Raw genomic sequence first — 23,995 nt, 5'->3', positions numbered from 1 at the left:
ATTAATCCGATAGACTAATATATTTTAAAATGATTTTAGAGCAAGCCATAGAAAATAAAAACAACTACAAACTTGATAAAGAATCAGAAACTCCATTAAGGAGCATAGCAAAATCAATTAGCTGGAGAGTCGTAGGTACCGTAGACACGGTATTAATTTCGTGGCTTGTTACGGGCGAAATTGCTACTGCCTTTTCAATAGGAGGTGTAGAATTAGTAACAAAAATGATATTATACTTCTTTCACGAAAGAATATGGAACAAAATAAACTGGGGAAAATAATGAGTTTACAACAGCAACTTAATATAGAAAAACTAAATCAAAGTTTAGCAAAACTAAATCCGCCTGAAATTGTAGAATGGGTATTGGAGTTAAAAAAGAAAACCATTATCACTACCAATTTTAGACCTTACGAAGCAGCAATTTTACACTTGGTAACACAAAAAAAACCAGAGGTAACAGTTATTTGGTGCGACACAGGGTATAACACACCTCAAACCTATAAACATGCTGAAGCCTTAATAAAAAAACTAGGTTTAAATATTGATTTGTATGTACCAAAACAAACTGTTGCACATAGAAATATAACACTTGGTTTACCTAGTATTGATGATGCTAACCATAAACTTTTTACAGAACAAGTAAAATTAGAGCCTTTTAAAAGAGCCATGGCAGCACACCAACCAGAAATATGGTTTACCAATTTGCGAAAAGGGCAAACAGCCTTTAGAGATAATTTAGGAATTTTATCTTTTAGTAAAGATGGTGTTTTAAAAGTTAGCCCCTTTTACAACTGGTCTGATGAAGAGCTAGACACCTATTTAGCAACAAATAATTTACCTAACGAATTTAAATATTTCGACCCAACAAAAGTAGAAAGTAACCGCGAATGTGGTTTACACATATAAAAAATTTGACATGAGTGATTCAATAATTAAAGTAAATGACTTAGAAAGCGAAGCTATTTATATCCTTAGAGAAGTAGTAGCTCAATTTGAAAAACCAGTATTGTTATTTTCTGGCGGAAAAGACAGTATTACACTAGTACGGCTTGCTCAAAAAGCATTTTATCCAGCTAAAATACCATTTCCATTACTTCATGTTGATACAGGGCACAACTTTCCTGAAACCATAGCCTTTAGAGATCAACTAGTAAAAGAATTAGGGGTTGAGTTAATCGTTAGAAAAGTACAAGAAAATATAGATGCGGGTAAAGTAAAAGAAGAGACAGGAAAATATGCTAGTAGAAATATTTTACAAACCGATACTTTATTAGATGCTATTGAAGAATTTGGCTTTGATGCCTGCATTGGTGGTGCCCGTAGAGATGAAGAAAAAGCTCGTGCTAAAGAACGTATTTTTTCGGTACGTGATGATTTTGGTCAATGGGACGAAAAAAACCAACGCCCTGAATTATTTGACATGCTTAACGGTCGTATCGATTTAGGTCAAAATGTACGTGTTTTTCCTATTTCTAATTGGACAGAACTTGATGTTTGGTCATATATAGAACAAGAAAAAATAGAAATTCCATCAATCTACTTTGCTCATAAACGTCCAACATTTTTACGAGACGGTCTAATTTGGTCTGCAAATGACAAAGTAGTTTATAGAGAAGAGAATGAAGAAGTAAAAGAACGTACAGTTCGTTTTAGAACTGTAGGTGATATGAGTTGTACAGCAGCCGTTTTATCAAACGCAACTGATGTGGCCTCTATTGTTGACGAAATACGAGTATCAACCATTTCAGAAAGAGGTGCTCGTATTGACGATAAACGATCAGAAGCAGCAATGGAAAAACGCAAACAACAAGGATATTTTTAAAAATGATTTTTATCTAATAGCCTTTAGTTATTAGTAATAAAACGTAATAATACAAATAATATGAGAGTATTAAAAATAGCAACAGCAGGAAGTGTAGATGATGGTAAAAGCACCTTAATTGGTCGTATTTTATACGATACTAAATCACTTACCGATGATAAATTAGAGGCTATACAAGAAAAAAGCAAACAACGAGGGCTTAACCATCTCGATTTTTCTTTAGCCACTGATGGTTTAGTTGCCGAACGCGAACAAGGCATTACTATTGACGTAGCACATATTTACTTTTCAACACCCAAAACCAGTTTTATTATTGCCGATACCCCTGGACATATCGAATATACCCGAAACATGGTTACTGGAGCTTCTAACTCACAAGCATCAATTGTACTAATTGACGCCAGAAATGGTGTTGTAGAACAAACCTATCGTCACTTTTTTATTAATAATTTATTACGAATTAAAGACGTCGTTATTGCAATTAATAAAATGGATTTAGTCGATTATTCTGAAGATAAATTTAACGAAATAAAAAATGAAATTTTGTATTTAGCTAGTAAAAGTGATTATAAAAATCAAAATATCACTTTTATTCCACTTTCAGCTTTACACGGAGATAACGTTGTTGAAACATCAACTAAAATGCCTTGGTATACTGGTAAATCATTATTATATCATTTAGAAAACTTAGAGTCCGAAGATATACAAGAACAGTCGCAAACACGTTTTCCTGTACAAACTGTTATCCGCCCAAAAACTGATGAATTTCACGATTTTAGAGGATATGCTGGTAAAATTTATGGAGGTGATTTACAAGTAGGCGACAACGTTACAATATTACCTTCTGAAACAAAATCAACCATCAAAAAAATTCATTTTTTTGACAAGGAATATACCAAAGCAAAACGAGGTAGCTCTGTTACTATAGAGTTAACCGATGATGTAAATATTAGTCGAGGCGACATGCTTGTAAAAACAGGTGAAGAGCCCTTAGTAGACAAATCTTTAAAAGCTACTATTTGTTGGATGGATCAAACACCATTACACGTGTCAGAAAAATATTACATAAAACATGGAGTTAATGATGTGCAAGCTAAAATTTCTGAAATAGACGCTATCATAAAACCTGATTTTTCGGGCAAAGAAGATGCCGCTTCACAATTAACCTTAAATCAAATTGGAGAAGTTAACTTAAAAGTAAGCAAACCTTTATTTTTTGACAAGTATCAAAATAACAAAGCAAATGGTGCTTTTATTTTAATTAACCCAAAAACAAATGCAACAGCAGGTGTTGGTTTTATAAAATAACAAAATAAAAAATGGCAATATATATAACAGACGAATGCATTAACTGTGGTGCTTGTGAACCCGAATGCCCTAATAATGCAATTTACGAAGGTGCTAGCGATTGGAAATTTAATGAAGGTACATCATTAAATGGTAAAATACAATTACTAAACGGAAACACGATAGATGCTAATGAGAATCAAGAACCCATTTCTGACGAATTTTATTTTATAGTTTCTGATAAATGTACCGAATGTAAAGGGTTTCATGAAGAACCTCAATGCGCTGCTGTTTGTCCTGTAGATTGTTGTATTCCCGATGAAAACCATATTGAAACAGAAGAAGAATTAATAGCAAAACAGCAATTTTTGCACCAAAAAATAACCGTTACACGCTAATTTAGATAAATATATGCAAAGTTTTAGAACCGAAATAGAAAACCCTATTGTAGAAAAAGACATTCTAGAATTAGAACGTAAAATTCGCCTTTTTAAAGAAGGACATATTGACGAAGAGCGCTTTCGAAGTCTACGATTAGCTAGAGGTATATACGGGCAAAGACAATTCGGCGTACAAATGGTTCGCATAAAACTTCCGTATGGTAAAATATCAAGCGAACAATTACATAGAATAGCCGATGTTTCTGATGAATATTCTCGAGGTCGATTACACATTACAACTCGACAAGACATTCAAATTCATCATGTAAGCATCGATAGAACACCTGAGTTATGGTCAGAACTCGAAAAAGACAGTATTACCATACGCGAAGCCTGTGGTAACACCGTTAGAAATGTAACCGCATCAGAAACCGCTGGTATTGATGTTAACGAACCTTTTGATGTAACACCTTATGCACATACTGCCTTTAAATTTTTTCTACGCAACCCTATTTGCCAAGAAATGGGTAGAAAATTTAAAATCTCATTTTCTGCTTCTGAAGAAGATACCGCTCTAAGTTTTATACATGATTTAGGATTTATAGCAAAAATAAAAACAGTTAACGGAAAACAAATTAAAGGTTTTAAAGTGCTTTTAGCAGGGGGTTTAGGCTCTCAACCTCGACAAGCCGATGTGCTGTACGATTTTTTAGAAACCGACTTATTAATTCCTACTATAGAAGGCGTTATACGTGTATTCGACTGTTATGGTGAGCGAAGTAATAGAGCTAAAGCTCGATTAAAATTTTTAGTTAAAAATATTGGGGTTCCTGCATTTGTAACACTTGTTGAAGAGCAAAAAAAGGCCTTAGCATATCAAACCTATCCTATTGATGTAACAGCATTTGAAAATCCCATTACTTTTGAAACAACTGAAATTCCACTTGTAGTAATTGATGATAAAGAAGCCTACGAAAATTGGAAAACAACTAATATTATCAAACAAAAACAAGAAGGTTTATATGCCATTGGCATTAAAGTTCATTTAGGTGATTTTTATACTGACAAAGCACGTTTATTAGCCGATTTAATAAAAAAATACGCCGCTAATGAAATGCGTTTTACCTTACGCCAAAACATACTAATTAGACATGTTCGTGAAGAGCTATTACCGTTTTTTTATGTAGAATTACAAAAATTAGGTTTTGCTGAAGCAGGGTATAATAGCCTTTTAGACATTACCGCTTGCCCAGGAACAGACACTTGTAATTTAGGTATTTCAAGTAGTACAGGTATTGCCGTAGAATTAGAACGTATTTTAAAAACCGAATACCCACAATATGTAAATACAAAAGATATTGCCATTAAAATTAGTGGTTGTATGAATGCCTGTGGACAACACAACATGGCTCATATTGGTTTTCAAGGAATGTCAATAAAAGTAGGCTCGCTCTTAGCTCCTGCACTACAAGTATTAATTGGAGGCGGAGTGTTAAAAGACGGACAAGGACGATTTGCTGACAAATTAGTAAAAATACCTAGTAAGAAAGGGCCTGAAGCTTTACGTATTTTACTGAACGATTTTGAAAAAAAGAAACAACAAAACGAAGATTTTTTAGGGTATTACGACCGGTTAGGTAAAACCTATTTTTATGACTTATTAAAGCATTTATCAGATACAACTACATTAACCAAAGATGATTTTATCGATTGGGGACATACCGAAAAATATATAAAAGCTATTGGTGTTGGTGAATGTGCTGGTGTGATAATAGACCTAGTTGCCACTTTATTATTTGAAAGTGAAGAAAAATTAGATCACGCTAACAGTGCCATACAAAACAAACTGTGGGCTGACAGTATTTACCATTCATATAGTGCTATTATTAACACCGCTAAAGCTTTATTAATTTATAAAGGTTTAAAAACCAATACACAAGCTGGCATTATTGCCAATTTTGATGAAACTTTTGTAGCAACTAACGAAATAGAATTAGCGGTACCATTTACCGATTTTATTTCTCAAATAAAAGAAAATTATCCTAGTGAAATTTTTGCTAAAAAGTATTTAACAGATGCTAACCAGTTTTACAAACAGGTAGATAGTTATAGAAAAAAACAAGTGACTGCTAGTTAAAATTAGTTATAATGAAAAAACAACCTAAATTAACAGTAATAGGCGCAGGCCCTGGTGATGCAGATTTAATAACTTTAAAAGCGATTAAAGTATTAAAACAGGCTAACGTAGTGTTGTACGATGCTCTAGTTAATACTTGTTTATTAGAGTATGTGAATCCAAAAGCAGAAATAATTTTTGTAGGTAAAAGAAAAGGTTGTTATCGTTATCAACAAGATCAAATTAATGAATTAATTGTAGCTAGAGCACATTCTTGTGGTCATGTAATTCGTTTAAAAGGAGGCGACCCATTTATTTTTGGTCGCGGTGCTGAAGAAATGGAATATGCCGCAAAATTTGGAGTAGAAGTGGCTATGGTTCCTGGCATTTCATCATCATTAGCCGTACCTGCTTATCAAAATATCCCTTTAACTAAAAGAGGTGCTTCTGAAAGTTTTTGGGTAATAACAGGTACTACGAAAAACCATCAAATTTCCGAAGATATTTCTTTAGCAGCAAAATCAAATGCTACTATAGTTATTCTAATGGGTATGGCAAACTTAGCTAAAATTGTAACGCTATTTAAACAAGAAAGCAAGCATAATTTACCTGTTGCTATTATTCAAGAAGGCACTACTGAAAACGAAAAAATAGGTGTTGGCACAATAAACACTATTGAACAAGTAGTTATAGATAATGAATTAACAAATCCTGCAATTATAGTACTTGGCGAAGTTGTAAATCATAGAAAACAGTTATATAAAATTCAAGAACAAGCACAAATACTATCGGTATGAATTTAGAAAACAACAATAATTTATATCCTATTTTTTTAAAAGCACATCAACTAAATATTTTATTGATAGGTGCTGGTAATGTAGGATTAGAAAAATTGTCTTTTTTGTTAAAATCGAGCCCTAATGCAAAGGTAGAAGTAGTTGCTCCTGAAATTCATCCAGATATAAAATCATTAGCTAAAAAACACCATGTAGCTATTGTAAAACAAGCCTATACTAATGCGTATTTAGATAAAAAAGATATTGTAATAGCAGCAACCAACAAGGCACAACTTAACCAACAAATACATACAGACTGTAAAGAAAAAAATATTTTAGTTAACGTAGCAGACACCCCCGCCTATTGCGATTTTTATTTAGGTGGTATTGTAACGAAAGGAAATGTAAAAATTGCCATTTCAACCAACGGAAAATCACCAACAACCGCTAAGCGATTACGGCAATTTTTTGAAGAAATAATTCCTGAAGACATTAACGAACTCGTAGAAAACTTAAACATATACAGAAAAACCATTAAAGGAAATTTCGAAAATAAAGTAGCAACATTAAACAAACTTACTAAAAGTTTGGCAAAATTATAAAAATGATACAAACAGATATACTAATTATTGGCGCAGGTCCTACAGGACTATTTACCGTTTTTGAAGCAGGATTATTAAAACTTCGTTGTCATTTAATTGATGCCTTACCACAACCTGGAGGGCAGTGTTCAGAAATTTATCCCAAAAAACCAATCTATGACATCCCTGCCTATCCAGAAATTTTAGCAGGTGACTTAACCCATAAATTACTAGAACAAATTAAACAATTTGAACCTGGTTTTACACTAGGCGAACGTGCTGACACCATTGAAAAGCAAGACGACGGAACGTTTATTGTAACCACTAACAAAGGTACAAAACACCAAGCCCCTATAGTAGCAATTGCTGGTGGATTAGGTAGTTTTGAACCTAGAAAACCACCTATTGATAATATTAGCCATTTTGAAAATAAAGGGGTTGAATATATGATTAAAGACCCTGAGATGTATCGAAATAAAAATGTAGTAATTGCTGGTGGAGGCGATTCTGCTCTAGATTGGTCTATCTTTTTAACCGATGTCGCTAAATCAGTTACCTTAATTCACCGAAGAAATGAATTTAGAGGTGCTTTAGACTCGGTTGATAAAGTACAAGAATTAAAAAATTTAGGAAAAATTAATTTGATTACCCCTGCCGAAGTAAAAGGAATTTTGGGTAGCGATAAAGTTACAGGAGTTGCCGTAGAAAAAGTAGGCGAAACTCCTTTTATTATTGATACTGATCATTTTATACCCCTTTTCGGGTTATCGCCTAAATTAGGCCCTATAGCTAATTGGGGATTAGAAATCGAAAAAAATGCCATTAAAGTAAACAATGCTTTAGATTACCAAACCAACATTGAAGGTATCTATGCCATTGGCGATGTAAATACCTATCCTGGAAAACTAAAGTTGATTTTATGTGGATTTCACGAGGCTACTTTAATGTGTCAAAGCGCGTATAAACGAATTCATCCTGATAAAAAATACGTAATGAAATATACAACTGTTGGTGGAGTTGATGGGTTTGACGGAACTCGTAAAGAAGCTCCTAAAGCAGTAGTAAAAGCAATAAGTTAAAAACCGTTTTAAAAGTATATTATTTGAATTCGAATTAGTATATTTCCGCTTTATGTGGAAGTATACTAATTTTTAAATTTAAACTAAAAAATGTCTGACATTAATATAAAAATAACAGATAGAGAAGGCGTAACTCATAAAGTTTTAGCTCCAACCGACATGGCAATGAATTTAATGGAAATTATTCGTTCGTATGAGCTTGCCGAAGAAGGAACCATTGGTATTTGTGGTGGTATGGCAATGTGTGCTTCATGCCAATGTTATGTTAAATCTAACCACGAGTTACCTGAAAAAAGTATAGACGAAGATATGATGTTAGCCGAAGCTTTTAATGTAAAAGATAACAGCCGATTAGGTTGTCAAATACAAATGACCCCTGAACTAGAAGGGTTAGAAGTTGAATTAGCCCCAGAAGTATGATTATAGACCGTAAAAATACCGTATTAAAAAACTATAGCATTTGCGTAAAAGAAATTGTAGAAACTTTTACAAAACAATTGTTTTATGGACTTTTTGATGAAGATTATTGGACAGAAAACAAAACAAAAACAGCAGAGAATTTTTACATCATATTAAAAAAGTTAGCCGTAACTAACGCTGAAGAATTATGGAGTAAATATGAAAAAACCTTTGTAGAAGTTCGAAATAAACTAGACCTAGATGCTCGTGCTTTTGAAAACACAGACCCTGCTTGTAAAAGTATAGAAGAAGTATATTTGGCATATCCAGGTTTTCATGCTATTGCGGTATATAGGCTAAGTCATGAATTAATAAAACTTAACATACCCATTTTACCTAGAATGATGAGCGAATATGCTCACGGAGTAACAGGAACCGACATACATCCTGGGGCAGAAATTGGATCGTCTTTTTTTATTGATCATGCCACAGGTATCGTAATTGGAGAAACTACCGTTATAAAGAACAATGTTAAAATTTATCAAGGTGTTACTTTAGGGGGAATTCAAGTAAAAAAAGAGCTTACCGCTGTAAAAAGACACCCTACTATAGAAAACAATGTAACTATTTATGCTAACGCAACCATTTTAGGAGGCGACGTTATTATTGGCACAAATACCATTATTGGTGCTAATGTTTGCGTTACACAATCAATACCTCCCAATTCGGTTGTTACCTATCAATCAGAAAATAAAATCGTAAAAAAAAGAGGTTAATATGAAAAACAAGAGTATTGTAGATATTGTAGGTAATACTCCTTTGGTGAGGGTAAACTCTATTTTAAACAAAAAAGATGTAACCCTATTATTAAAATTAGAAGGTCAAAACCCAGGAGGAAGCGTAAAAGATCGAGCTGCCTACAATATGATTCTTGAAGCCTTAAAAAGAAGAAATATTAAAAAAGGTGATTATCTAGTAGAAGCAACAAGCGGAAATACTGGAATTGCCTTAGCTTTTATTTCTAAAATATTAGGCTTACATATGACCTTGGTAATGCCCGAAAACGCTACCGAAGAACGTATTAAAACCATGCGAGCTTATGGCGCCGAAGTAATTCTTACAGAAAAAGAAGAAGGTATTGAAGGCTCTAGAGATGTAGCACAACGGTTACGTTATAAAAAAGGTTATTTTATGCTCAATCAATTTGAAAATAACGACAACTGGAAAGCCCACTATAAAACCACTGGCCCAGAAATATGGAACGATACCGAGGGACAAGTTACCCACTTTGTATCTGCTATGGGAACAACAGGCACCATTATGGGAGTTTCTAACTATTTAAAAGAACAAAATCCAGACATTAAAATTATTGGTGTACAACCCACTGATGGTTCTAAAATTCCTGGAATTAGAAAATGGTCTAAAGAATACCTTCCTAAAATTTTCGACCCCTCTAAAGTAGACGAAATTATAGAAGTAAGCGAAAACCTAGCCCGTAACACAACCAGAAAATTAGCTAGTCAAGAAGGTATTTTTGCTGGAATGAGTAGTGGTGGCGCTGTATATGCTGCTCTAAAAACAGCTGAAAAAATAGATAAAGGCGTTATTGTAGCTGTTATTTGTGATATTGGCGACAGGTATTTATCATCAAATTTATTTAATTATTAAAAAAACGAATAATAAGCTACGTTTTTAAATTTTAGATAATTATTTTTTTCTTTTTTGAACAATTCAAAAAAGAAAAAATAATTAAAAACAAATGGTGGGAAATAAAAAAAAGTTTGTTTATTTGCACCTTAATGGTTCATTAACATCAATAATGTTATCAAGAAAGGCGGAGGGATTAGACCCGTTGAAACCTTAGCAACCCTTTGTCTAAACAAAGAAGGTGCTACATTCTACTTGTACGAACACATTTTGTGTTTTAAAGAGAGATAACGGAAAACAATTTTTCTTTTTTTCCTGATAACATTAATTTACTAACTATCAGGAATGTCAAATATTTATACCGAAATACAAAAACGAATTCTCATACTCGATGGAGCTATGGGTACTATGCTGCAACAGTATAATTTTACTGAAGAGGATTTCAGAGGAGAACGTTTTAAAGATTACCCTATTCCATTAAAAGGAAATAACGATTTATTATCAATTACACAATCCGAAGCTGTAAAAGAAGTACACAGAAAATATTTTGCTTCAGGAGCCGATATTGTTGAAACCAATACTTTTTCAGGAACCACCATTGCTATGGCAGATTACAAAATGGAAGATTTGGTATATGAATTAAATTACCAATCTGCAAAAATAGCTAAAGAAGTCGCTGATGAATTTACCAAAAAAGAACCTCATAAACCACGTTTTGTTGCAGGTTCTATTGGCCCCACCAACCGAACTGCCAGCATGTCTCCAGATGTTAATGACCCTGGATATAGAGCCGTAACTTTTGACGAGTTACGAAAGGCATATAAACAACAAGTAGAAGCATTATTAGATGGCGGAGCCGATGTTTTATTAGTAGAAACCGTATTTGACACGCTAAATGCAAAAGCAGCATTATTTGCTATTGAAGAAGTAAAAGCAGCACAAAACCTAGATATTCCAATTATGGTTTCAGGAACTATTACCGATGCTTCAGGAAGAACATTGTCAGGTCAAACAGCAGAAGCCTTTTTAATATCTATTTCACATATTCCATTACTATCTGTAGGTTTTAACTGCGCTTTAGGAGCCAATTTATTACAACCGCACTTAGAAGCTATTGCTAACAAAACACCTTTTGCCATTTCAGCACACCCTAATGCAGGGTTACCTAATGCTTTTGGAGAATACGAAGAAACCCCCAAAGAAACAGCAAGTCAGATAGAAGAATATTTAAAGAAAAATTTAATCAATATTATAGGCGGATGTTGTGGCACAACACCCGAACACATTTCTGCAATAGCGCAAATAGCTGCTAAATACAAACCACGTCAAACCAAATTTGTTGCAACAACATAATAAAAAAGAAAAGAAGGAAATGACGAGCGAAACAAATCAATTATCAACCAACAAACACCAACGCTATATGCGTTTAAGTGGATTAGAACCATTAATTATTACACCCGAAAGTAATTTTATTAATGTAGGCGAACGAACCAATGTGGCGGGGTCTCGTAAGTTTCTGCGATTAATAAAAGAAGAAAAATTTGATGAAGCTTTGGCCATTGCTCGGCATCAAGTAGACGGCGGTGCACAAATTATCGATATTAATATGGATGATGGTTTAATTGATGGAAAAGAAGCCATGGTGCGTTTTTTAAATTTAATAGCATCTGAACCTGATATTGCACGAGTTCCGATAATGATTGACAGTTCGAAATGGGAAATTATCGAAGCTGGGTTACAAGTTGTACAAGGAAAATCAATAGTTAATTCAATTTCTTTAAAAGAAGGAGAAGAAAAATTTATTTGGGAAGCCACTCAAATTAAACGATACGGAGCTGCCGTAATTGTAATGGCCTTTGACGAAGTAGGGCAAGCAGATAATTACAAAAGAAGAATTGAAATTGCAGCACGTTCTTACAAAATTTTAACTGAGACCGTTGGTTTCCCTGCTGAAGACATTATTTTCGATTTAAACATTTTTCCAGTAGCAACAGGTATGGAAGAGCATAGAAAAAATGCACTCGACTTTATAGAAGCTACTAAGTGGGTACGAGAAAACTTACCGCATGTAAGTGTAAGTGGTGGCGTAAGTAATGTTTCATTTTCTTTTAGAGGTAACAATGCCGTACGTGAAGCTATGCATTCTGTATTTTTATATTATGCTATAAAAGCAGGAATGAATATGGGAATTGTAAACCCTGCCTTGTTAGAAGTGTATGATGATATTCCGAAAGATTTATTAGAACATATAGAAGATGTAATTCTTGATAGAAGAGATGATGCTACCGAACGCTTATTAGAATTTGCTGAAACCATTAAAGGCAAACAAAAAGAAGATGAAACCACTATTTTAGAATGGCGAACACTTTCGTTACAAAAACGTATTACACATTCTTTAGTAAAAGGAATAGATGCTTTTATTGAACAAGATGCCGAAGAAGCCCGTTTAAGTGTTGAAAGACCCTTACAGGTAATTGAAGAACACTTAATGATTGGTATGAACGTGGTTGGCGATTTATTTGGTGAAGGAAAAATGTTTTTACCCCAAGTGGTAAAATCAGCACGAGTAATGAAAAAAGCAGTAGCTTACTTAAATCCATTTATCGAAGCTGAAAAAACAGAAGAACAAAAAGCTTTGGGTAAAATAGTAATGGCAACGGTTAAAGGAGATGTTCACGATATTGGCAAAAACATAGTGTCTGTTGTTTTAGGCTGTAACAATTACGAAGTAGTAGACTTAGGCGTTATGGTTCCGCCAGAAAAAATTATAGAAACCGCCAAAAGAGAAAAGGTAGATGCCATTGGAGTAAGTGGGTTAATAACCCCATCGCTTGATGAAATGGTATATTTAGCTAAAGAAATGGAACGCGAAAATCTAAAAATTCCTTTATTAATAGGTGGCGCAACCACTTCTAAAGCCCATACCGCTGTAAAAATAGATACCCAGTATAAAAATGCTGTAGTATACATAAACGACGCTTCAAGAGCCGTAACGGTAGTAGGTGATTTATTAAACAAAAAAACAGCAAATGAGTACGTAGCTAAATTAAAGAAAGATTATGATGAGTTTCGTACTAAGTTTTTAAAACGAGGCAAGCAAAAACAGTATACCACTATTGAAGAAGCAAGAAAGCGAAAGTTTAATATCGATTGGAACACTACAAATATTTACAAACCTAAAGAATTAGGAATACAAAAATTAACACAAGTAAGTTTAAAAGAACTTGTACCGTTTATTGATTGGAGTCCGTTTTTTCGCTCGTGGGATTTACATGGAAAATTCCCCGATATTTTAAAAGACAAAGTAGTAGGCGAACAAGCCACACAACTTTATAACGAAGCTCAATTACTTTTAAAAGAAATAATTACAAAGCAATTACTAAAACCCAAAGCCATTTTTGGTTTATTTGAGGCTAACACCATTAATAACGATGATATTTCTGTTCAAAAAAGAGGAAAAGAAATTGCCATTTTTAGAACTTTACGTCAACAGCTAAAAAAACGCGAAGGAAAACCCAGCTTTGCCTTAGCCGATTTTATTGCCCCAAAAGAAACCAAAAGACAAGATTATATAGGCGCCTTTTGCACGGCTATTTTTGGTGCCGAAGAATTGGCTTTAAAGTATAAAGAAAATAACGACGATTATAATGCAATTATGACACAAGCAATTGCCGATAGGTTTGCCGAAGCCTTTGCAGAATATTTACACCACAGAGTACGAACCAAACATTGGGGCTATGCCGCTCAAGAAAACTTAAGCAATGATGAATTAATTAAAGAAAGTTACAAAGGTATTCGCCCAGCACCAGGATACCCTGCATGCCCAGATCATTTAGAAAAAGAAACCATTTGGAAACTTTTACAAGTAAAAGAAAACATAGGGGTAACCTTAACCGAAAGTTTAGCTATGTGGCCAGCATCAGCAGTCTCTGGATATTACTTTGCTAATGAAGAAGCTAAGTATTTTGGTTTAGGAAAAATAACTGACGACCAAGTAAGAGATTTTGCCGACAGAAAAAACATACCCCTAGAGAAAGCCAGAAAATGGTTACACTCAAATATTTCAGACAATTAATACTAATTAAATAACCGTAAAAAAAGCGTTTTTAATTAACAATAAGTTACCCATTAAATAAAATAAAAACCAAAAACTAATAGTAATATTGCTGCATAAAAAATTAGATAAAATGAAAAAATATCAATTAGAAATCAAATTTGTTATTCAGCTATTGGTTTTAGCAGCTATCTCATTATTTGTAGCTTCATTTGTATAATTAATACGTTTTTATAAGATACTTTATGAAAGTAACAGAACACATAAAAAAAGCCAACGGAAAAACCTTATTTTCGTTCGAAATTATCCCTCCAAAAAAAGGAAATAATATTGAAGAATTATATAACAATATTGACCCTTTAATGGAATTTAACCCACCTTTTATAGATGTAACCACTTCTAGAGAAGAATATGTATACATAGACAAAGGCAATGATTTATTAGAACGTAAAATTACCAGAATGCGACCTGGAACTGTTGGAATTTGTGCTGCTATTAAACACAAGTATAATGTAGATACCATTCCGCACATACTCTGTGGTGGCTTTACCAAAGAAGAAACAGAATATGTTTTAGTTGACTGTCATTATTTAGGAATACAAAATGTAATGGCTCTACGTGGCGATTCTATGAAACACCAGCAGTATTTTAAAGCTACCGAAGGTGGTCATACCTATGCCAAAGAGTTAGTAACACAAATGAATGATTTAAATAAAGGAAAGTATTTACACGAAGTAGTAGAAACTAACTATAAAACCGATTTTTGTATCGGTGTTGCTGGTTATCCTGAAAAACATTTAGAAGCCCCTTCATTACAAACCGATTTACACAGATTAAAAGAAAAAATTGATGCGGGAGCCGATTATGTAGTTACCCAAATGTTTTTTGACAATCAAAAATATTTCGACTTTGTAAAGGCTGCAAGAAAACTAGGCATTAATGTACCAATTATTCCAGGTATAAAACCTTTAGCTGTACAAAAGCACTTACAGCTACTTCCTCAAGTTTTTAAGATTGATTTACCTGAGCCGTTAATAACAGCCATCGAAAAATGTAAAACCAATGCAGATGTTAGACAAGTTGGTGTTGAGTGGGCAATACAACAATCTAAAGAGTTACTGCAAGCAGGTGTACCCGTGTTACATTATTATTCAATGGGAAAATCGTCTAATATACAACAAATTGCTACTGCTATTTTTTAAGTGTAACCAAAATAACAAATTTTAATACCGCTATAAACAAAAGAAATTTAAGCCAGTTAAAAATGGCAAAATATTTGTTTACATTTGCATAACGAATTAAAAAACAACCCTAAAAAAAATAAATAAAATGGCATTAGAAATTACAGATGCAACTTTTGACGAAGTGGTATTAAAATCGAACAAACCCGTGTTAGTAGACTTTTGGGCGGCATGGTGTGGTCCATGTAGAATGGTGGGACCTATTGTAGATGAAATTTATTCAGAATATGAAGGAAAAGCCATCGTTGGTAAAGTAGATGTAGATGCAAACCAAGAATTTGCAGCAAAATACGGTGTTAGAAATATACCTACTGTGTTAATTTTTAAAAATGGTGAAGTAGTAGATAAACAAGTAGGCGTTGCTCCTAAAAACGTATATACTGACAAAATTGACGCAGTATTATAAATACAACGTTGCGTACCTTTTTAAAAAATCATAAATGAAATTAAATTTCGAAGAAAATATAATTCTTGAAAACAAAAACGTTCGAATTGAGCCTCTGGATTTAAAACATATTGAACCACTGTCTCAAATCGCAATTAAGCAACCTGACCTTCTGAAATATTCACCTCCTAAATTTGGAACATATCAATTACTTTCTGAATACGTTGAAAAGAATATCGATTTAAGAAAGAGGTTTTTAAAATATCCATTTGCCATTTATGATAAGAAAAAAATGCTATACGCAGGCTCGACAAGTTATTTAAATATTTCACAAGAAAATCAGAGAATAGAAATTGGTGCTACTTGGATTGGCAGAGAATTCCAAAAGACGGGACTTAATCATAATTGTAAATTTCTTTTAATAAAATATGTCTTTGAAAAACTGAATTTTGAAAGGCTAGAATTCAAAACAGACAAAAGAAATCTACAGTCTCAAAGGGCTATTGAAAGAATTGGAGGAATTTATGAGGGACTTTTAAGAAGTCATACCCTTATGTCAGATGGATTTAGGCGAGACACTGTTTGCTATAGTATTTTAAAAAGTGAATGGAAAGGAATCAAAGCTACAACATTCTCGGACATAAAAACGGCACACAACAATATACAACCGTAATTGCGGCAGTCAGTTGATTAAATGCATTTGCTTTCCTGCAAAAAACGCTATCTTTTCAATAGAATAATCCGAAACCGAAAAGCCGTAACTGACGATTATACCGTACCAATATAAGAAAATAAAAAAAGGTTTGGCAATTGTCAAACCTTTTTTTATTTTCGATATACAATGCTTGATTTATCACAAATACAAACAGCAGAAATCAAAAACCTCGATTTGTTAGCAAAACAAGTTGTAGAGGGTTTTATTACTGGTATGCATAAAAGTCCGTTTCACGGTTTCTCAGTCGAATTTTCAGAACATAAACTATATAATAAAGGAGAAAGCACTCGCCATATTGACTGGAAATTATTTGCTAAAACCGAAAAATTATACACAAAAAAATATGAAGAAGAAACCAATCTTCGGTGTCATATTATTATAGACAATTCTGCTTCAATGCATTATCCTATAAAAAAAAATCAAGCTATCAACAATCTTAATAAAATTGGTTTTTCTACTGTTGCAGCAGCTTCACTAATCGAAATTTTAAAACGCCAACGCGATGCTGTAGGTTTGAGTGTTTATTCAAATGTTTACGAATATTATGCCCCTGAAAAAGGAAGTGAACGACATCGAAAAATGCTACTGACACACTTAGAAAAATTGTTGGTTTCAGAAACTAAAAACACTACAAAAACCTATCAATTTTTACATGAAATAGCTGAAAAAATTCATAGAAGATCTTTATTGTTTTTATTTACCGATATGTTTCAACCTTCAAAAGACAAAGAAGCTTTGTTTGAAGCTCTACGCCATTTAAAACACAATAAACACGAAGTTGTTTTGTTTCACACCTTTGATGCTCAAACAGAACTAAATTTTGAATTTGACAATACCCCTAAAAAATTTGTAGATGTAGAAACTGGTGCAGAAATTAATTTGTATGCCCAAAACATACAACAACACTACACAAAAGCCATTACAAATTATTTCAACGATTTAAAAAACAAATGTTTACAATATAAAATAGATTATGTTCCTGTAGATATTAATCTAGGGTTTACTACCATTTTAACAGCTTACTTAATTAGTAGAAAAAAATTTTTATAATTTTTTAAAAAAATATTTGTATAAATTAAAAAGCATGTTATATTTGCATCCGCTAATAGCAACGGTTTGGTAGTTCAGCTGGTTAGAATACATGCCTGTCACGCATGGGGTCGCGGGTTCGAGTCCCGTCCAGACCGCTTAAAGGCTCATCGAAAGATGAGCCTTTTTTAATTTCACATAATACTTACAACTCTTCACTTCATAAAACTTTGCAAGGTTAAAACGAATTAAAGTAAATTAAAAAAGTTGCAATTTGTTCCCTATTTTTTATCTTAAGAGGGATTAGAAAATAAAAATTTGTAAAACGACACTCTTGTTTTTCTTATCCATCACATATAGAAATGTAAGAGTTAAACTAAGTAAAAAGCTAAACCTAATTAATATATAGAACGATAAGTCAATTAAAAAAACTGGAACAAGTATGGCTTTAACGTTATTTTACTTCTTTTGTTAAAAATATTTTTCGATTAGCTTAATAATAGTTCTTCCATAATTATCTATTTCTTATTTGTATGATTTAAAATTTATAACGATTATACTTTTCTTTCCCTGTCCAAAACAAATGTAAAGTTTACGCTATAACAATCCCGATACTTACCTAAATAACTAATCTACAAAATGTTAAAATCATCTATAAATAAAACCCTCTAAAATATAAACTAGCTTTTTTTACATAAAATTTGTTATCGGGTTATTAAACCCGTACCTTTGCAAGAGATGGTAAAAAAACTCAAAGACAAAAAAAACAAAAGAATATTCAGTTTCAACTTCCTAGTTTTCCGAAATCAATCGGATAAGTTTATTCCACCTACATTTTAATTTCATCTTCACGTCCTCTTTTTAAAAGAGAAACTAAAGTCGTTTGCATATGTTGTTTTTAGATGACGAATGCAAGTGACATGCATTATTAATAGTATTCAAATTACTAACTAATTAACATCTAAATATAATTCAATGAATTTATTCCATATAAAAAGAAAAACAAAAACAGAAAGTATATATGCCCCCAATATGGGCGTTTTAACCACTCAAGTAACCTACATAACCAAATACTTTTTAAAAATACCAATTAAAGTACTTCATAAATACAGAGAAACCTATTATGGAGAAATTAAAGATTGTGAAGATTGTAATTTGTTTATTTAAAAGCTATAAAATGAATTTCACAACTTACGATGCTTTTAACCGAATTACACCATTAGAAATGAGTAGAGTTACAAACTTTCTATATACTAATCTTGAACAATATGGTGATGCCAAAAGTGCGATACAAAAATCTATTGCTTATGCCGCAAAAGAACGTACTGGTTTGGGCGGGTATGTATTTATAATAGAAGATAAAGTTGAAATTATAGGTGCTGTAGTAATTAATAAAACAGGAATGGACGAATATATTCCAGAGAATATTTTAGTATACATAGCAATACATAAAGAACATAGAGGTAAAGGATTAGGCAAAAAATTAATGCATTATGCTATAGACAACTGCAAAGGAGATATTGCATTACATGTTGAAAAAAACAATCCTGCTAAATTTTTATATCAACAATTAGGCTTTACTAACCCGTATTTAGAAATGCGATTAAAAAGACAGTAATAAGATCACTCAAAACAACAAAATATTATACTAATAATAGAAATAAAAGAAGGTGAAAAAATAGAAAGAGCAATAAAACGCTATCGAAAAAAATATAGAAACACAAAACGTAAAGAAGAAATTCGAAATCGAAAGCATTACAAAAAGCCTTCTACAAAAAAAAAGGGAACAAATACAGAAAGCAAAATTCAAAGAACAGATTCTCTTAAACCAAGAAAAATAGAGGATGAATATTCACTTCATAAACTTAACCATATTTATTTTGCATACCATTTTACTTGTAGGTTTAATGGGTTTAATGATGTCGGCTTATTTTTCGACCATAATGTCCACAGCAGACAGTTGCCTCATGGCGGCGTCAGGAAATTTAACTACCGATATATTTGGTTATTTCAAAAAACACATCAGTATAAAAAGAACGCAACTTATTACGTTTTTAATTGGCGGATTAGCTATTGTTTAGCTACAATAATGCAAAAAAATGTATTAGAACTTATGCTTTATTCCTATTCCTTTATGGTTTTAGGGTTATTAGTTCTTGTAATAGGTAGTTTACTTCTTAAAAAACCATCATCTAAAGCTGCTTTTTATGCAGTGATAGCAGAAGGAAGCATCATATTAACATTAATTATTTCTAAAGTTAAGTTGCCGTTTGAGTTAGATGCTAATTTCTATGGAATTACTGCAGCCTTATTTATTTTTACACTAATTCATTATGCTGAAAAAAACAAATTAAGATGGCAGAATTAATAATACATTCTGAAAAAATAAAAGAGAATATAAAATATCTGAGCAACTATTTTGAAACACATAATGTTAAGTGGAGTTTAATTACCAAAGTATTTTCTGGAGACAAAACTTTTCTAAAAACAATTCTTACAAAAGATGTTATTGAAAAAATAAACTCTGTTGGCGATTCCCGATTAACAAGTTTAAGAAATTTAAAAGAGGTTAACCCAAACTTACAAACTATATATATAAAACCTCCTGCTGAAATTTACGCCAATGATATAGTAGAATACGCAGATATTTCTTTAAACACATCACTATCTACAATAGAAGCGTTAAATGAGTCTGCAAAAAAGAAGGGGCTAATTCACAAAATTATCATTATGATTGAATTAGGCGAGTTAAGAGAAGGAGTAAACAGAGAAAATATTATAGGGTTTTATAAAAAAGTTTTTAATTTTTCTAATATCGAAGTTATTGGTATTGGTTCAAATTTAGGCTGTATGTATGGTGTAGAGCCCTCATACGATAAATTATTGCAATTGTCCCTTTATAAAGAGTTGATTTCTGCTAAATTCAATAAAAACTTAAATTTAATTTCAGGAGGCACATCCATTACACTTCCTTTAATTGAAAGTAATGTTATTCCTAAAGAGATTAATCATTTTAGAGTTGGTGAAGCTGCTTTTTTTGGCATTAGTCCTTTAGATGGAAAACCATTTAAAGAATTGTACACAGATACGTTTGAGTTTTATGCAAATATCATAGAGCTAAAAGAAAAGAACATCGTACCTGACGGATTAATTAGTGATGCCAATATAGGGCAAACATCAGAATATAATGAAAGTGATATTACAGAAACATCATACAAAGCTATTTTAGATTTTGGTTTATTAGATGTAGATAAAGAAGACATTAGCACAGACGATAAAAGCATTTCATTTGTTGGCATTACATCTGATATGTTAGTAATAGATATTGGAGACAATAAAACAAAATTAGGCAGACCAAAATTTAAAGTAGGAGACAAAATAAAGTTTAAGCTAAATTATATGGCAGTTGCTAGGTTATTAAATTCTAAATTTATTGATAAAATATATTTCTAAATAGAATCATATATAATTTTTTGAATTAAAAGAATATAGAATAGCATCTCTAAAGCATTATTTTTTTCAGACAATCTAACTTTCACTATTTTCTTATAAACTGCTTTATTTTGTTAATTGCTTTAAACAAAAACAAAAAGCCCAAAAAACATAAACATGTTTTTTGGGCTTTTTGTTTTTGTTTAAAAATCGTGTTATTGTCCTACTACTTTAACATTACTATTACCACTAACAATGTAAAAATATGATCGTCTGTTTAATTGATGTTGTTCTTCGGTACAACTCTTACAATCGCCCTCGCAATTGTATAATAATTGACTCTCTCCATATCCAACAGCACTTTGTATACGATTACTTTCAATACCTCTCGATATAATATAATCTCTAGTTGATTTAGCTCTATTGTCTGATAATGTACGGTTATAAGCTTCTGTTCCTCTACAATCAGTATGCGATTCAATTCTAATAACCATATCTGGATGATTTTTCATTACGGTAACAATATGCTCTAATTCGTATTCAGCATCTTGACGAATGTTATACTTATCAAAATCAAAATAAATAGGCTTAATTACAATTTGATCTTCTATAATTAATGGCGTCAAGCTTAAATCAGCTTTAACATCGGCTCCTGGCTTACTTGACAATTCAACTTGTTTTTTGTCTGATCTATAATCTTGTTTCTCTGCTAACACCGTAAATTTTGTATTACAAGAAATGCCCGGAAAAGTATAATTACCATTTACATCAGATGTTTTTACACTAACAACTTTTCCTTCTTCATCTATTAATTTAACAGTTGCATCTGGTAAAATTTTATTGGTTTTACTATCGGTAACTACTCCTGTAATATTTTGGGTACAATCGTATACTAAAAAGCTATAGATATCATCATCACCTTTACCACCTGGCCTATTAGAAGAAAAAAAACCTTGTCTTTTATCTTCACTTACCACTAAGGCAAAATCGTCAGCAGAACTATTAATTGGCGCCCCTAAGTTTTCTATATTCGAAAATGTACCATCAGAATTCATTTTAGCTTGAAAAATATCTAAAAGACCCAATCCTATATGTCCGTTAGAGGCAAAATATAGAGTATTGTCGGCACCTACAAAAGGAAACATTTCTTTTTGCTTGGTATTAATTTCATCACCTAAATTTACAGGATCGCCATAGGTATCATCGTCATTAATACTCACTTTATACAAATCGGTTTCTCCCTTTCCTCCTGGCATATCCGAAGCAAAATATAATGTTTTTTCATCTGTACTCAAAGCAGGATGACCTACAGAGTAAAGATCACTATTAAATGGTAATTCAATAATATCTTTCCATTGATTATCAATCAAAGTTGCTCTATAAATTTTTAGCCTTACAGTACGGTCATTGTCTTCGCCTAACCTTTTACCATTATAATTATCTCGCGTAAAATACATTGTACTACCGTCTTTTGTTATTACAACAGAAGCTTCATGATAATCCGTATCAATATTTGCTATTTTTTCAATAGGTCCTAAATCAAGTTCTTTTTTTTCTAAAGAAGGATTTAAGATTTTTTCTTCACCTTTATAAATATTTAAAAAAGGTTGATCGTTCCACTTATAAATTCGATTTACTTTTTTACTTTGAATAGGTCTAGTAGAGGCAAAATAAAGATCACCATTATGAACAAAACTAGAAAAATCAGAATACCTTGTGTTTACAGAAATATTTCTAACATTTAAAAAAGTATTAGGTTTATTGGTGTACTCATCAAAATAATTCGGATTTTGTTTAATTGTTTCAAGTGGTTTTTTATCTGGATTTAATTCGTAAAATTTATGTAACCAAGTGTCAGACTCATCTGGTTTTCCGTTACTTTTTAATACTTGAGCATATTTAAAAATATATTGCGAATCTATTTGATCAGAATACTTTTCAATAAGCTCTTTATACCACTTTTCAGCTTCTTCAGTATTTGCATTAAAATAATAAGAATCACCTAAATGCTCTAAAATATCTTTAGAATCATCTCCTTTATTATAAATTTCCAAATACAGTTCAGCGGCTTTAACATAAGCAAAGTTGTCGAAATACTTATTTGCTGCATACTTCCGTTGACCAAAACCTTCTATCGCGATAAGAGAAAATAATAATATTACTAATTTTGTTTTCATAATTAATGTATTTTTTAAAAGAATCTAGGAGATATAATTTTAGGGTCTTTAAATATTTCGTAACGCACCATTATCTCGTGGGTTCCTGAATTGTAATTACTATACTCTGACGATGTTAAATCATAGGCATAACCTATATTAAGCCCTCGACTAACCTGAAAACCTACAAGAGCACTTATAGAATCGTCCCATCGCCATGATAACCCTGCACTGAACTTTTTGTTAAACAAAAATGATGCGGATACGTCTAACGATAAGGGTGCTCCTGAAACACCTTTAAATAATAATGCTGGTTTAAACTTCGTGTTTTCACTTAAATCAAACACATAACCTCCTATTAGAAAAAAGTGTAACCGTTCCATAGCTACAAAGCCACCCCCTGCATTATCTTGAAAATGCTCTGTACTTAAAAAGTTGGGAACCGATAAACCTACATACCATTTCTGGGTATAATAAAACGCCCCTGCTCCTATAGTTGGTAAAAACTTATTTACAATGTTTTCATTAAACAAGGGCTCGTCGTTTTCATATCTACCTAAGCTCCAATCTACATTTAATAACCTACCACCTAACTTTAATCCTAATGCAAAATTGCTGTTGTCGGTTGTTCGTATGGTATACGCAATATTGGCATCTATATACGTCTCATGTGAAGGCCCTAAAACATCGTTTACCAAGTTTACACCCAACCCTAAACCCGTATAACCCAAAGGGGTATCGTAACTTAGCGTTTGGGTGTCTGGTGCACCATTTATACCAACCCACTGCGTTCTGCCTAATGCATTTATCGTGGTATGTCCGCGTGAACCCGCATACGCAGGGTTTACACTTATTGTATTATACATATACTGCGTGTATTGAGGATCTTGTTGAC

25 protein-coding genes, 1 tRNA gene, 1 pseudogene and 1 riboswitch are annotated in these 23,995 nt (G+C 32.4%); of the genes and pseudogenes, 25 read left to right on the top strand and 2 right to left on the bottom strand.

Annotation, left to right across the window (positions count from 1 at the left end):
- Window positions 1–29: 29 nt before the first annotated feature.
- The 25 genes and pseudogenes from AB2B44_RS10380 to AB2B44_RS10260 all read left to right on the top strand — a co-directional run bounded on the left by AB2B44_RS10380 (window position 30) and on the right by AB2B44_RS10260 (window position 20,965).
- Window positions 30–281 carry a DUF2061 domain-containing protein gene (locus tag AB2B44_RS10380; protein WP_369049518.1) on the top strand — a complete coding sequence of 84 codons (252 nt, stop codon included), beginning with the start codon at window positions 30–32 and terminating at the stop codon, window positions 279–281.
- Window positions 281–907 (top strand): phosphoadenosine phosphosulfate reductase family protein, encoded by a 627-nt coding sequence (locus AB2B44_RS10375; protein WP_369049517.1) that lies wholly within the window; start codon window positions 281–283, stop codon window positions 905–907. The genes AB2B44_RS10380 and AB2B44_RS10375 overlap by 1 nt, the downstream gene beginning before the upstream one ends.
- Before the next feature lie 10 nt (window positions 908–917).
- On the top strand, window positions 918–1,823 hold the full coding sequence (gene cysD, locus AB2B44_RS10370; protein WP_369049516.1) for a sulfate adenylyltransferase subunit CysD: 906 nt from the start codon (window positions 918–920) through the stop codon (window positions 1,821–1,823).
- Window positions 1,824–1,883: 60 nt separating this feature from the next.
- On the top strand, window positions 1,884–3,131 hold the full coding sequence (locus AB2B44_RS10365) for a sulfate adenylyltransferase subunit 1 (RefSeq protein ID WP_369049515.1): 1,248 nt from the start codon (window positions 1,884–1,886) through the stop codon (window positions 3,129–3,131).
- Window positions 3,132–3,142: 11 nt separating this feature from the next.
- Window positions 3,143–3,508, top strand: a complete 366-nt coding sequence (locus tag AB2B44_RS10360) for a 4Fe-4S dicluster domain-containing protein (protein ID WP_369049514.1) — start codon at window positions 3,143–3,145, stop codon at window positions 3,506–3,508.
- A 13-nt stretch (window positions 3,509–3,521) separates the two neighbouring features.
- Window positions 3,522–5,627 carry a HEPN domain-containing protein gene (locus AB2B44_RS10355; RefSeq protein ID WP_369049513.1) on the top strand — a complete coding sequence of 702 codons (2,106 nt, stop codon included), beginning with the start codon at window positions 3,522–3,524 and terminating at the stop codon, window positions 5,625–5,627.
- 11 nt (window positions 5,628–5,638) lie between these two features.
- Window positions 5,639–6,403: a uroporphyrinogen-III C-methyltransferase gene (gene cobA, locus AB2B44_RS10350; RefSeq protein WP_369049512.1), complete on the top strand. Its 765-nt coding sequence runs from the start codon at window positions 5,639–5,641 to the stop codon at window positions 6,401–6,403.
- Window positions 6,400–6,984, top strand: a complete 585-nt coding sequence (locus AB2B44_RS10345; RefSeq protein ID WP_369049511.1) for a bifunctional precorrin-2 dehydrogenase/sirohydrochlorin ferrochelatase — start codon at window positions 6,400–6,402, stop codon at window positions 6,982–6,984. The genes cobA and AB2B44_RS10345 overlap by 4 nt, the downstream gene beginning before the upstream one ends.
- A 2-nt stretch (window positions 6,985–6,986) precedes the next feature.
- Complete coding sequence (locus AB2B44_RS10340; RefSeq protein ID WP_369049510.1) at window positions 6,987–8,042, top strand: NAD(P)/FAD-dependent oxidoreductase; 1,056 nt, start codon at window positions 6,987–6,989, stop codon at window positions 8,040–8,042.
- Between the two features lie 90 nt (window positions 8,043–8,132).
- Window positions 8,133–8,462, top strand: a complete 330-nt coding sequence (locus AB2B44_RS10335; RefSeq protein WP_369049509.1) for a 2Fe-2S iron-sulfur cluster-binding protein — start codon at window positions 8,133–8,135, stop codon at window positions 8,460–8,462.
- A complete protein-coding gene (gene epsC / locus AB2B44_RS10330) occupies window positions 8,459–9,217 on the top strand; it encodes a serine O-acetyltransferase EpsC (RefSeq protein WP_369049508.1) in 759 nt (252 codons plus the stop codon). Before AB2B44_RS10335 ends, epsC begins: the two co-directional genes overlap by 4 nt.
- A 1-nt stretch (window position 9,218) precedes the next feature.
- Complete coding sequence (gene cysM / locus AB2B44_RS10325) at window positions 9,219–10,109, top strand: cysteine synthase CysM (protein ID WP_369049507.1); 891 nt, start codon at window positions 9,219–9,221, stop codon at window positions 10,107–10,109.
- Window positions 10,110–10,260: 151 nt separating this feature from the next.
- Window positions 10,261–10,382: riboswitch (SAM riboswitch) on the top strand.
- A gap of 51 nt (window positions 10,383–10,433) precedes the next feature.
- The gene (locus AB2B44_RS10320; RefSeq protein WP_369049506.1) at window positions 10,434–11,441 is read left to right on the top strand and encodes a homocysteine S-methyltransferase family protein; all 1,008 of its coding nucleotides are present in this window, start codon (window positions 10,434–10,436) and stop codon (window positions 11,439–11,441) included.
- Between the two features lie 19 nt (window positions 11,442–11,460).
- Window positions 11,461–14,163 (top strand): methionine synthase, encoded by a 2,703-nt coding sequence (gene metH, locus AB2B44_RS10315; protein WP_369049505.1) that lies wholly within the window; start codon window positions 11,461–11,463, stop codon window positions 14,161–14,163.
- Between the two features lie 224 nt (window positions 14,164–14,387).
- Window positions 14,388–15,344 (top strand): methylenetetrahydrofolate reductase [NAD(P)H], encoded by a 957-nt coding sequence (metF, locus tag AB2B44_RS10310; RefSeq protein WP_369049504.1) that lies wholly within the window; start codon window positions 14,388–14,390, stop codon window positions 15,342–15,344.
- A gap of 127 nt (window positions 15,345–15,471) precedes the next feature.
- Complete coding sequence (trxA, locus tag AB2B44_RS10305; RefSeq protein ID WP_369049503.1) at window positions 15,472–15,789, top strand: thioredoxin; 318 nt, start codon at window positions 15,472–15,474, stop codon at window positions 15,787–15,789.
- A gap of 34 nt (window positions 15,790–15,823) precedes the next feature.
- Window positions 15,824–16,441, top strand: a complete 618-nt coding sequence (locus AB2B44_RS10300) for a GNAT family N-acetyltransferase (RefSeq protein WP_369049502.1) — start codon at window positions 15,824–15,826, stop codon at window positions 16,439–16,441.
- Window positions 16,442–16,609: 168 nt separating this feature from the next.
- The gene (locus AB2B44_RS10295; RefSeq protein WP_369049501.1) at window positions 16,610–17,533 is read left to right on the top strand and encodes a DUF58 domain-containing protein; all 924 of its coding nucleotides are present in this window, start codon (window positions 16,610–16,612) and stop codon (window positions 17,531–17,533) included.
- A 63-nt stretch (window positions 17,534–17,596) separates the two neighbouring features.
- Window positions 17,597–17,670: transfer RNA gene (locus AB2B44_RS10290), tRNA-Asp, on the top strand.
- A gap of 817 nt (window positions 17,671–18,487) precedes the next feature.
- Window positions 18,488–18,679 (top strand): hypothetical protein, encoded by a 192-nt coding sequence (locus tag AB2B44_RS10285; RefSeq protein WP_369049500.1) that lies wholly within the window; start codon window positions 18,488–18,490, stop codon window positions 18,677–18,679.
- Window positions 18,680–18,689: 10 nt separating this feature from the next.
- Window positions 18,690–19,130 (top strand): GNAT family N-acetyltransferase, encoded by a 441-nt coding sequence (locus tag AB2B44_RS10280; protein ID WP_369049499.1) that lies wholly within the window; start codon window positions 18,690–18,692, stop codon window positions 19,128–19,130.
- Window positions 19,131–19,154: 24 nt separating this feature from the next.
- Window positions 19,155–19,253: pseudogene (locus AB2B44_RS10275) on the top strand (30S ribosomal protein S21); the annotation flags it as partial.
- A gap of 103 nt (window positions 19,254–19,356) precedes the next feature.
- On the top strand, window positions 19,357–19,593 hold the full coding sequence (locus AB2B44_RS10270; RefSeq protein WP_369049498.1) for a hypothetical protein: 237 nt from the start codon (window positions 19,357–19,359) through the stop codon (window positions 19,591–19,593).
- 32 nt (window positions 19,594–19,625) lie between these two features.
- The gene (locus AB2B44_RS10265; RefSeq protein WP_369049497.1) at window positions 19,626–19,880 is read left to right on the top strand and encodes a hypothetical protein; all 255 of its coding nucleotides are present in this window, start codon (window positions 19,626–19,628) and stop codon (window positions 19,878–19,880) included.
- The gene (locus tag AB2B44_RS10260) at window positions 19,868–20,965 is read left to right on the top strand and encodes an alanine racemase (RefSeq protein WP_369049496.1); all 1,098 of its coding nucleotides are present in this window, start codon (window positions 19,868–19,870) and stop codon (window positions 20,963–20,965) included. Before AB2B44_RS10265 ends, AB2B44_RS10260 begins: the two co-directional genes overlap by 13 nt.
- Before the next feature lie 194 nt (window positions 20,966–21,159).
- Here the strand turns inward: AB2B44_RS10260 and AB2B44_RS10255 are convergent, their stop codons facing one another.
- Window positions 21,160–23,121, bottom strand: coding sequence for an OmpA family protein (locus tag AB2B44_RS10255; RefSeq protein WP_369049495.1), 1,962 nt, complete (start codon window positions 23,119–23,121; stop codon window positions 21,160–21,162).
- Between the two features lie 14 nt (window positions 23,122–23,135).
- Window positions 23,136–23,995 (bottom strand): type IX secretion system membrane protein PorP/SprF (locus tag AB2B44_RS10250; RefSeq protein ID WP_369049494.1); only part of this gene is annotated, 860 nt, incomplete at its 5' end.

The sequence above is a fragment of the Tenacibaculum sp. UWU-22 genome, from assembly GCF_041021355.1.
GTDB lineage: Bacteria > Bacteroidota > Bacteroidia > Flavobacteriales > Flavobacteriaceae > Polaribacter.
Note: the sequence above shows the minus strand (reverse complement) of the source record. Positions and strands in the feature narration are given on the sequence as shown.

Coding starts and splice junctions, on each gene's coding strand:
- AB2B44_RS10380 (WP_369049518.1), top strand. CDS start 30: ATGATTTTAGAGCAAGCCATAGAAAATAAAAACAACTACAAACTTGAT.
- AB2B44_RS10375 (WP_369049517.1), top strand. CDS start 281: ATGAGTTTACAACAGCAACTTAATATAGAAAAACTAAATCAAAGTTTA.
- cysD (WP_369049516.1), top strand. CDS start 918: ATGAGTGATTCAATAATTAAAGTAAATGACTTAGAAAGCGAAGCTATT.
- AB2B44_RS10365 (WP_369049515.1), top strand. CDS start 1,884: ATGAGAGTATTAAAAATAGCAACAGCAGGAAGTGTAGATGATGGTAAA.
- AB2B44_RS10360 (WP_369049514.1), top strand. CDS start 3,143: ATGGCAATATATATAACAGACGAATGCATTAACTGTGGTGCTTGTGAA.
- AB2B44_RS10355 (WP_369049513.1), top strand. CDS start 3,522: ATGCAAAGTTTTAGAACCGAAATAGAAAACCCTATTGTAGAAAAAGAC.
- cobA (WP_369049512.1), top strand. CDS start 5,639: ATGAAAAAACAACCTAAATTAACAGTAATAGGCGCAGGCCCTGGTGAT.
- AB2B44_RS10345 (WP_369049511.1), top strand. CDS start 6,400: ATGAATTTAGAAAACAACAATAATTTATATCCTATTTTTTTAAAAGCA.
- AB2B44_RS10340 (WP_369049510.1), top strand. CDS start 6,987: ATGATACAAACAGATATACTAATTATTGGCGCAGGTCCTACAGGACTA.
- AB2B44_RS10335 (WP_369049509.1), top strand. CDS start 8,133: ATGTCTGACATTAATATAAAAATAACAGATAGAGAAGGCGTAACTCAT.
- epsC (WP_369049508.1), top strand. CDS start 8,459: ATGATTATAGACCGTAAAAATACCGTATTAAAAAACTATAGCATTTGC.
- cysM (WP_369049507.1), top strand. CDS start 9,219: ATGAAAAACAAGAGTATTGTAGATATTGTAGGTAATACTCCTTTGGTG.
- AB2B44_RS10320 (WP_369049506.1), top strand. CDS start 10,434: ATGTCAAATATTTATACCGAAATACAAAAACGAATTCTCATACTCGAT.
- metH (WP_369049505.1), top strand. CDS start 11,461: ATGACGAGCGAAACAAATCAATTATCAACCAACAAACACCAACGCTAT.
- metF (WP_369049504.1), top strand. CDS start 14,388: ATGAAAGTAACAGAACACATAAAAAAAGCCAACGGAAAAACCTTATTT.
- trxA (WP_369049503.1), top strand. CDS start 15,472: ATGGCATTAGAAATTACAGATGCAACTTTTGACGAAGTGGTATTAAAA.
- AB2B44_RS10300 (WP_369049502.1), top strand. CDS start 15,824: ATGAAATTAAATTTCGAAGAAAATATAATTCTTGAAAACAAAAACGTT.
- AB2B44_RS10295 (WP_369049501.1), top strand. CDS start 16,610: ATGCTTGATTTATCACAAATACAAACAGCAGAAATCAAAAACCTCGAT.
- AB2B44_RS10285 (WP_369049500.1), top strand. CDS start 18,488: ATGAATTTATTCCATATAAAAAGAAAAACAAAAACAGAAAGTATATAT.
- AB2B44_RS10280 (WP_369049499.1), top strand. CDS start 18,690: ATGAATTTCACAACTTACGATGCTTTTAACCGAATTACACCATTAGAA.
- AB2B44_RS10270 (WP_369049498.1), top strand. CDS start 19,357: ATGAATATTCACTTCATAAACTTAACCATATTTATTTTGCATACCATT.
- AB2B44_RS10265 (WP_369049497.1), top strand. CDS start 19,626: ATGCTTTATTCCTATTCCTTTATGGTTTTAGGGTTATTAGTTCTTGTA.
- AB2B44_RS10260 (WP_369049496.1), top strand. CDS start 19,868: ATGGCAGAATTAATAATACATTCTGAAAAAATAAAAGAGAATATAAAA.
- AB2B44_RS10255 (WP_369049495.1), bottom strand. CDS start 23,121: ATGAAAACAAAATTAGTAATATTATTATTTTCTCTTATCGCGATAGAA.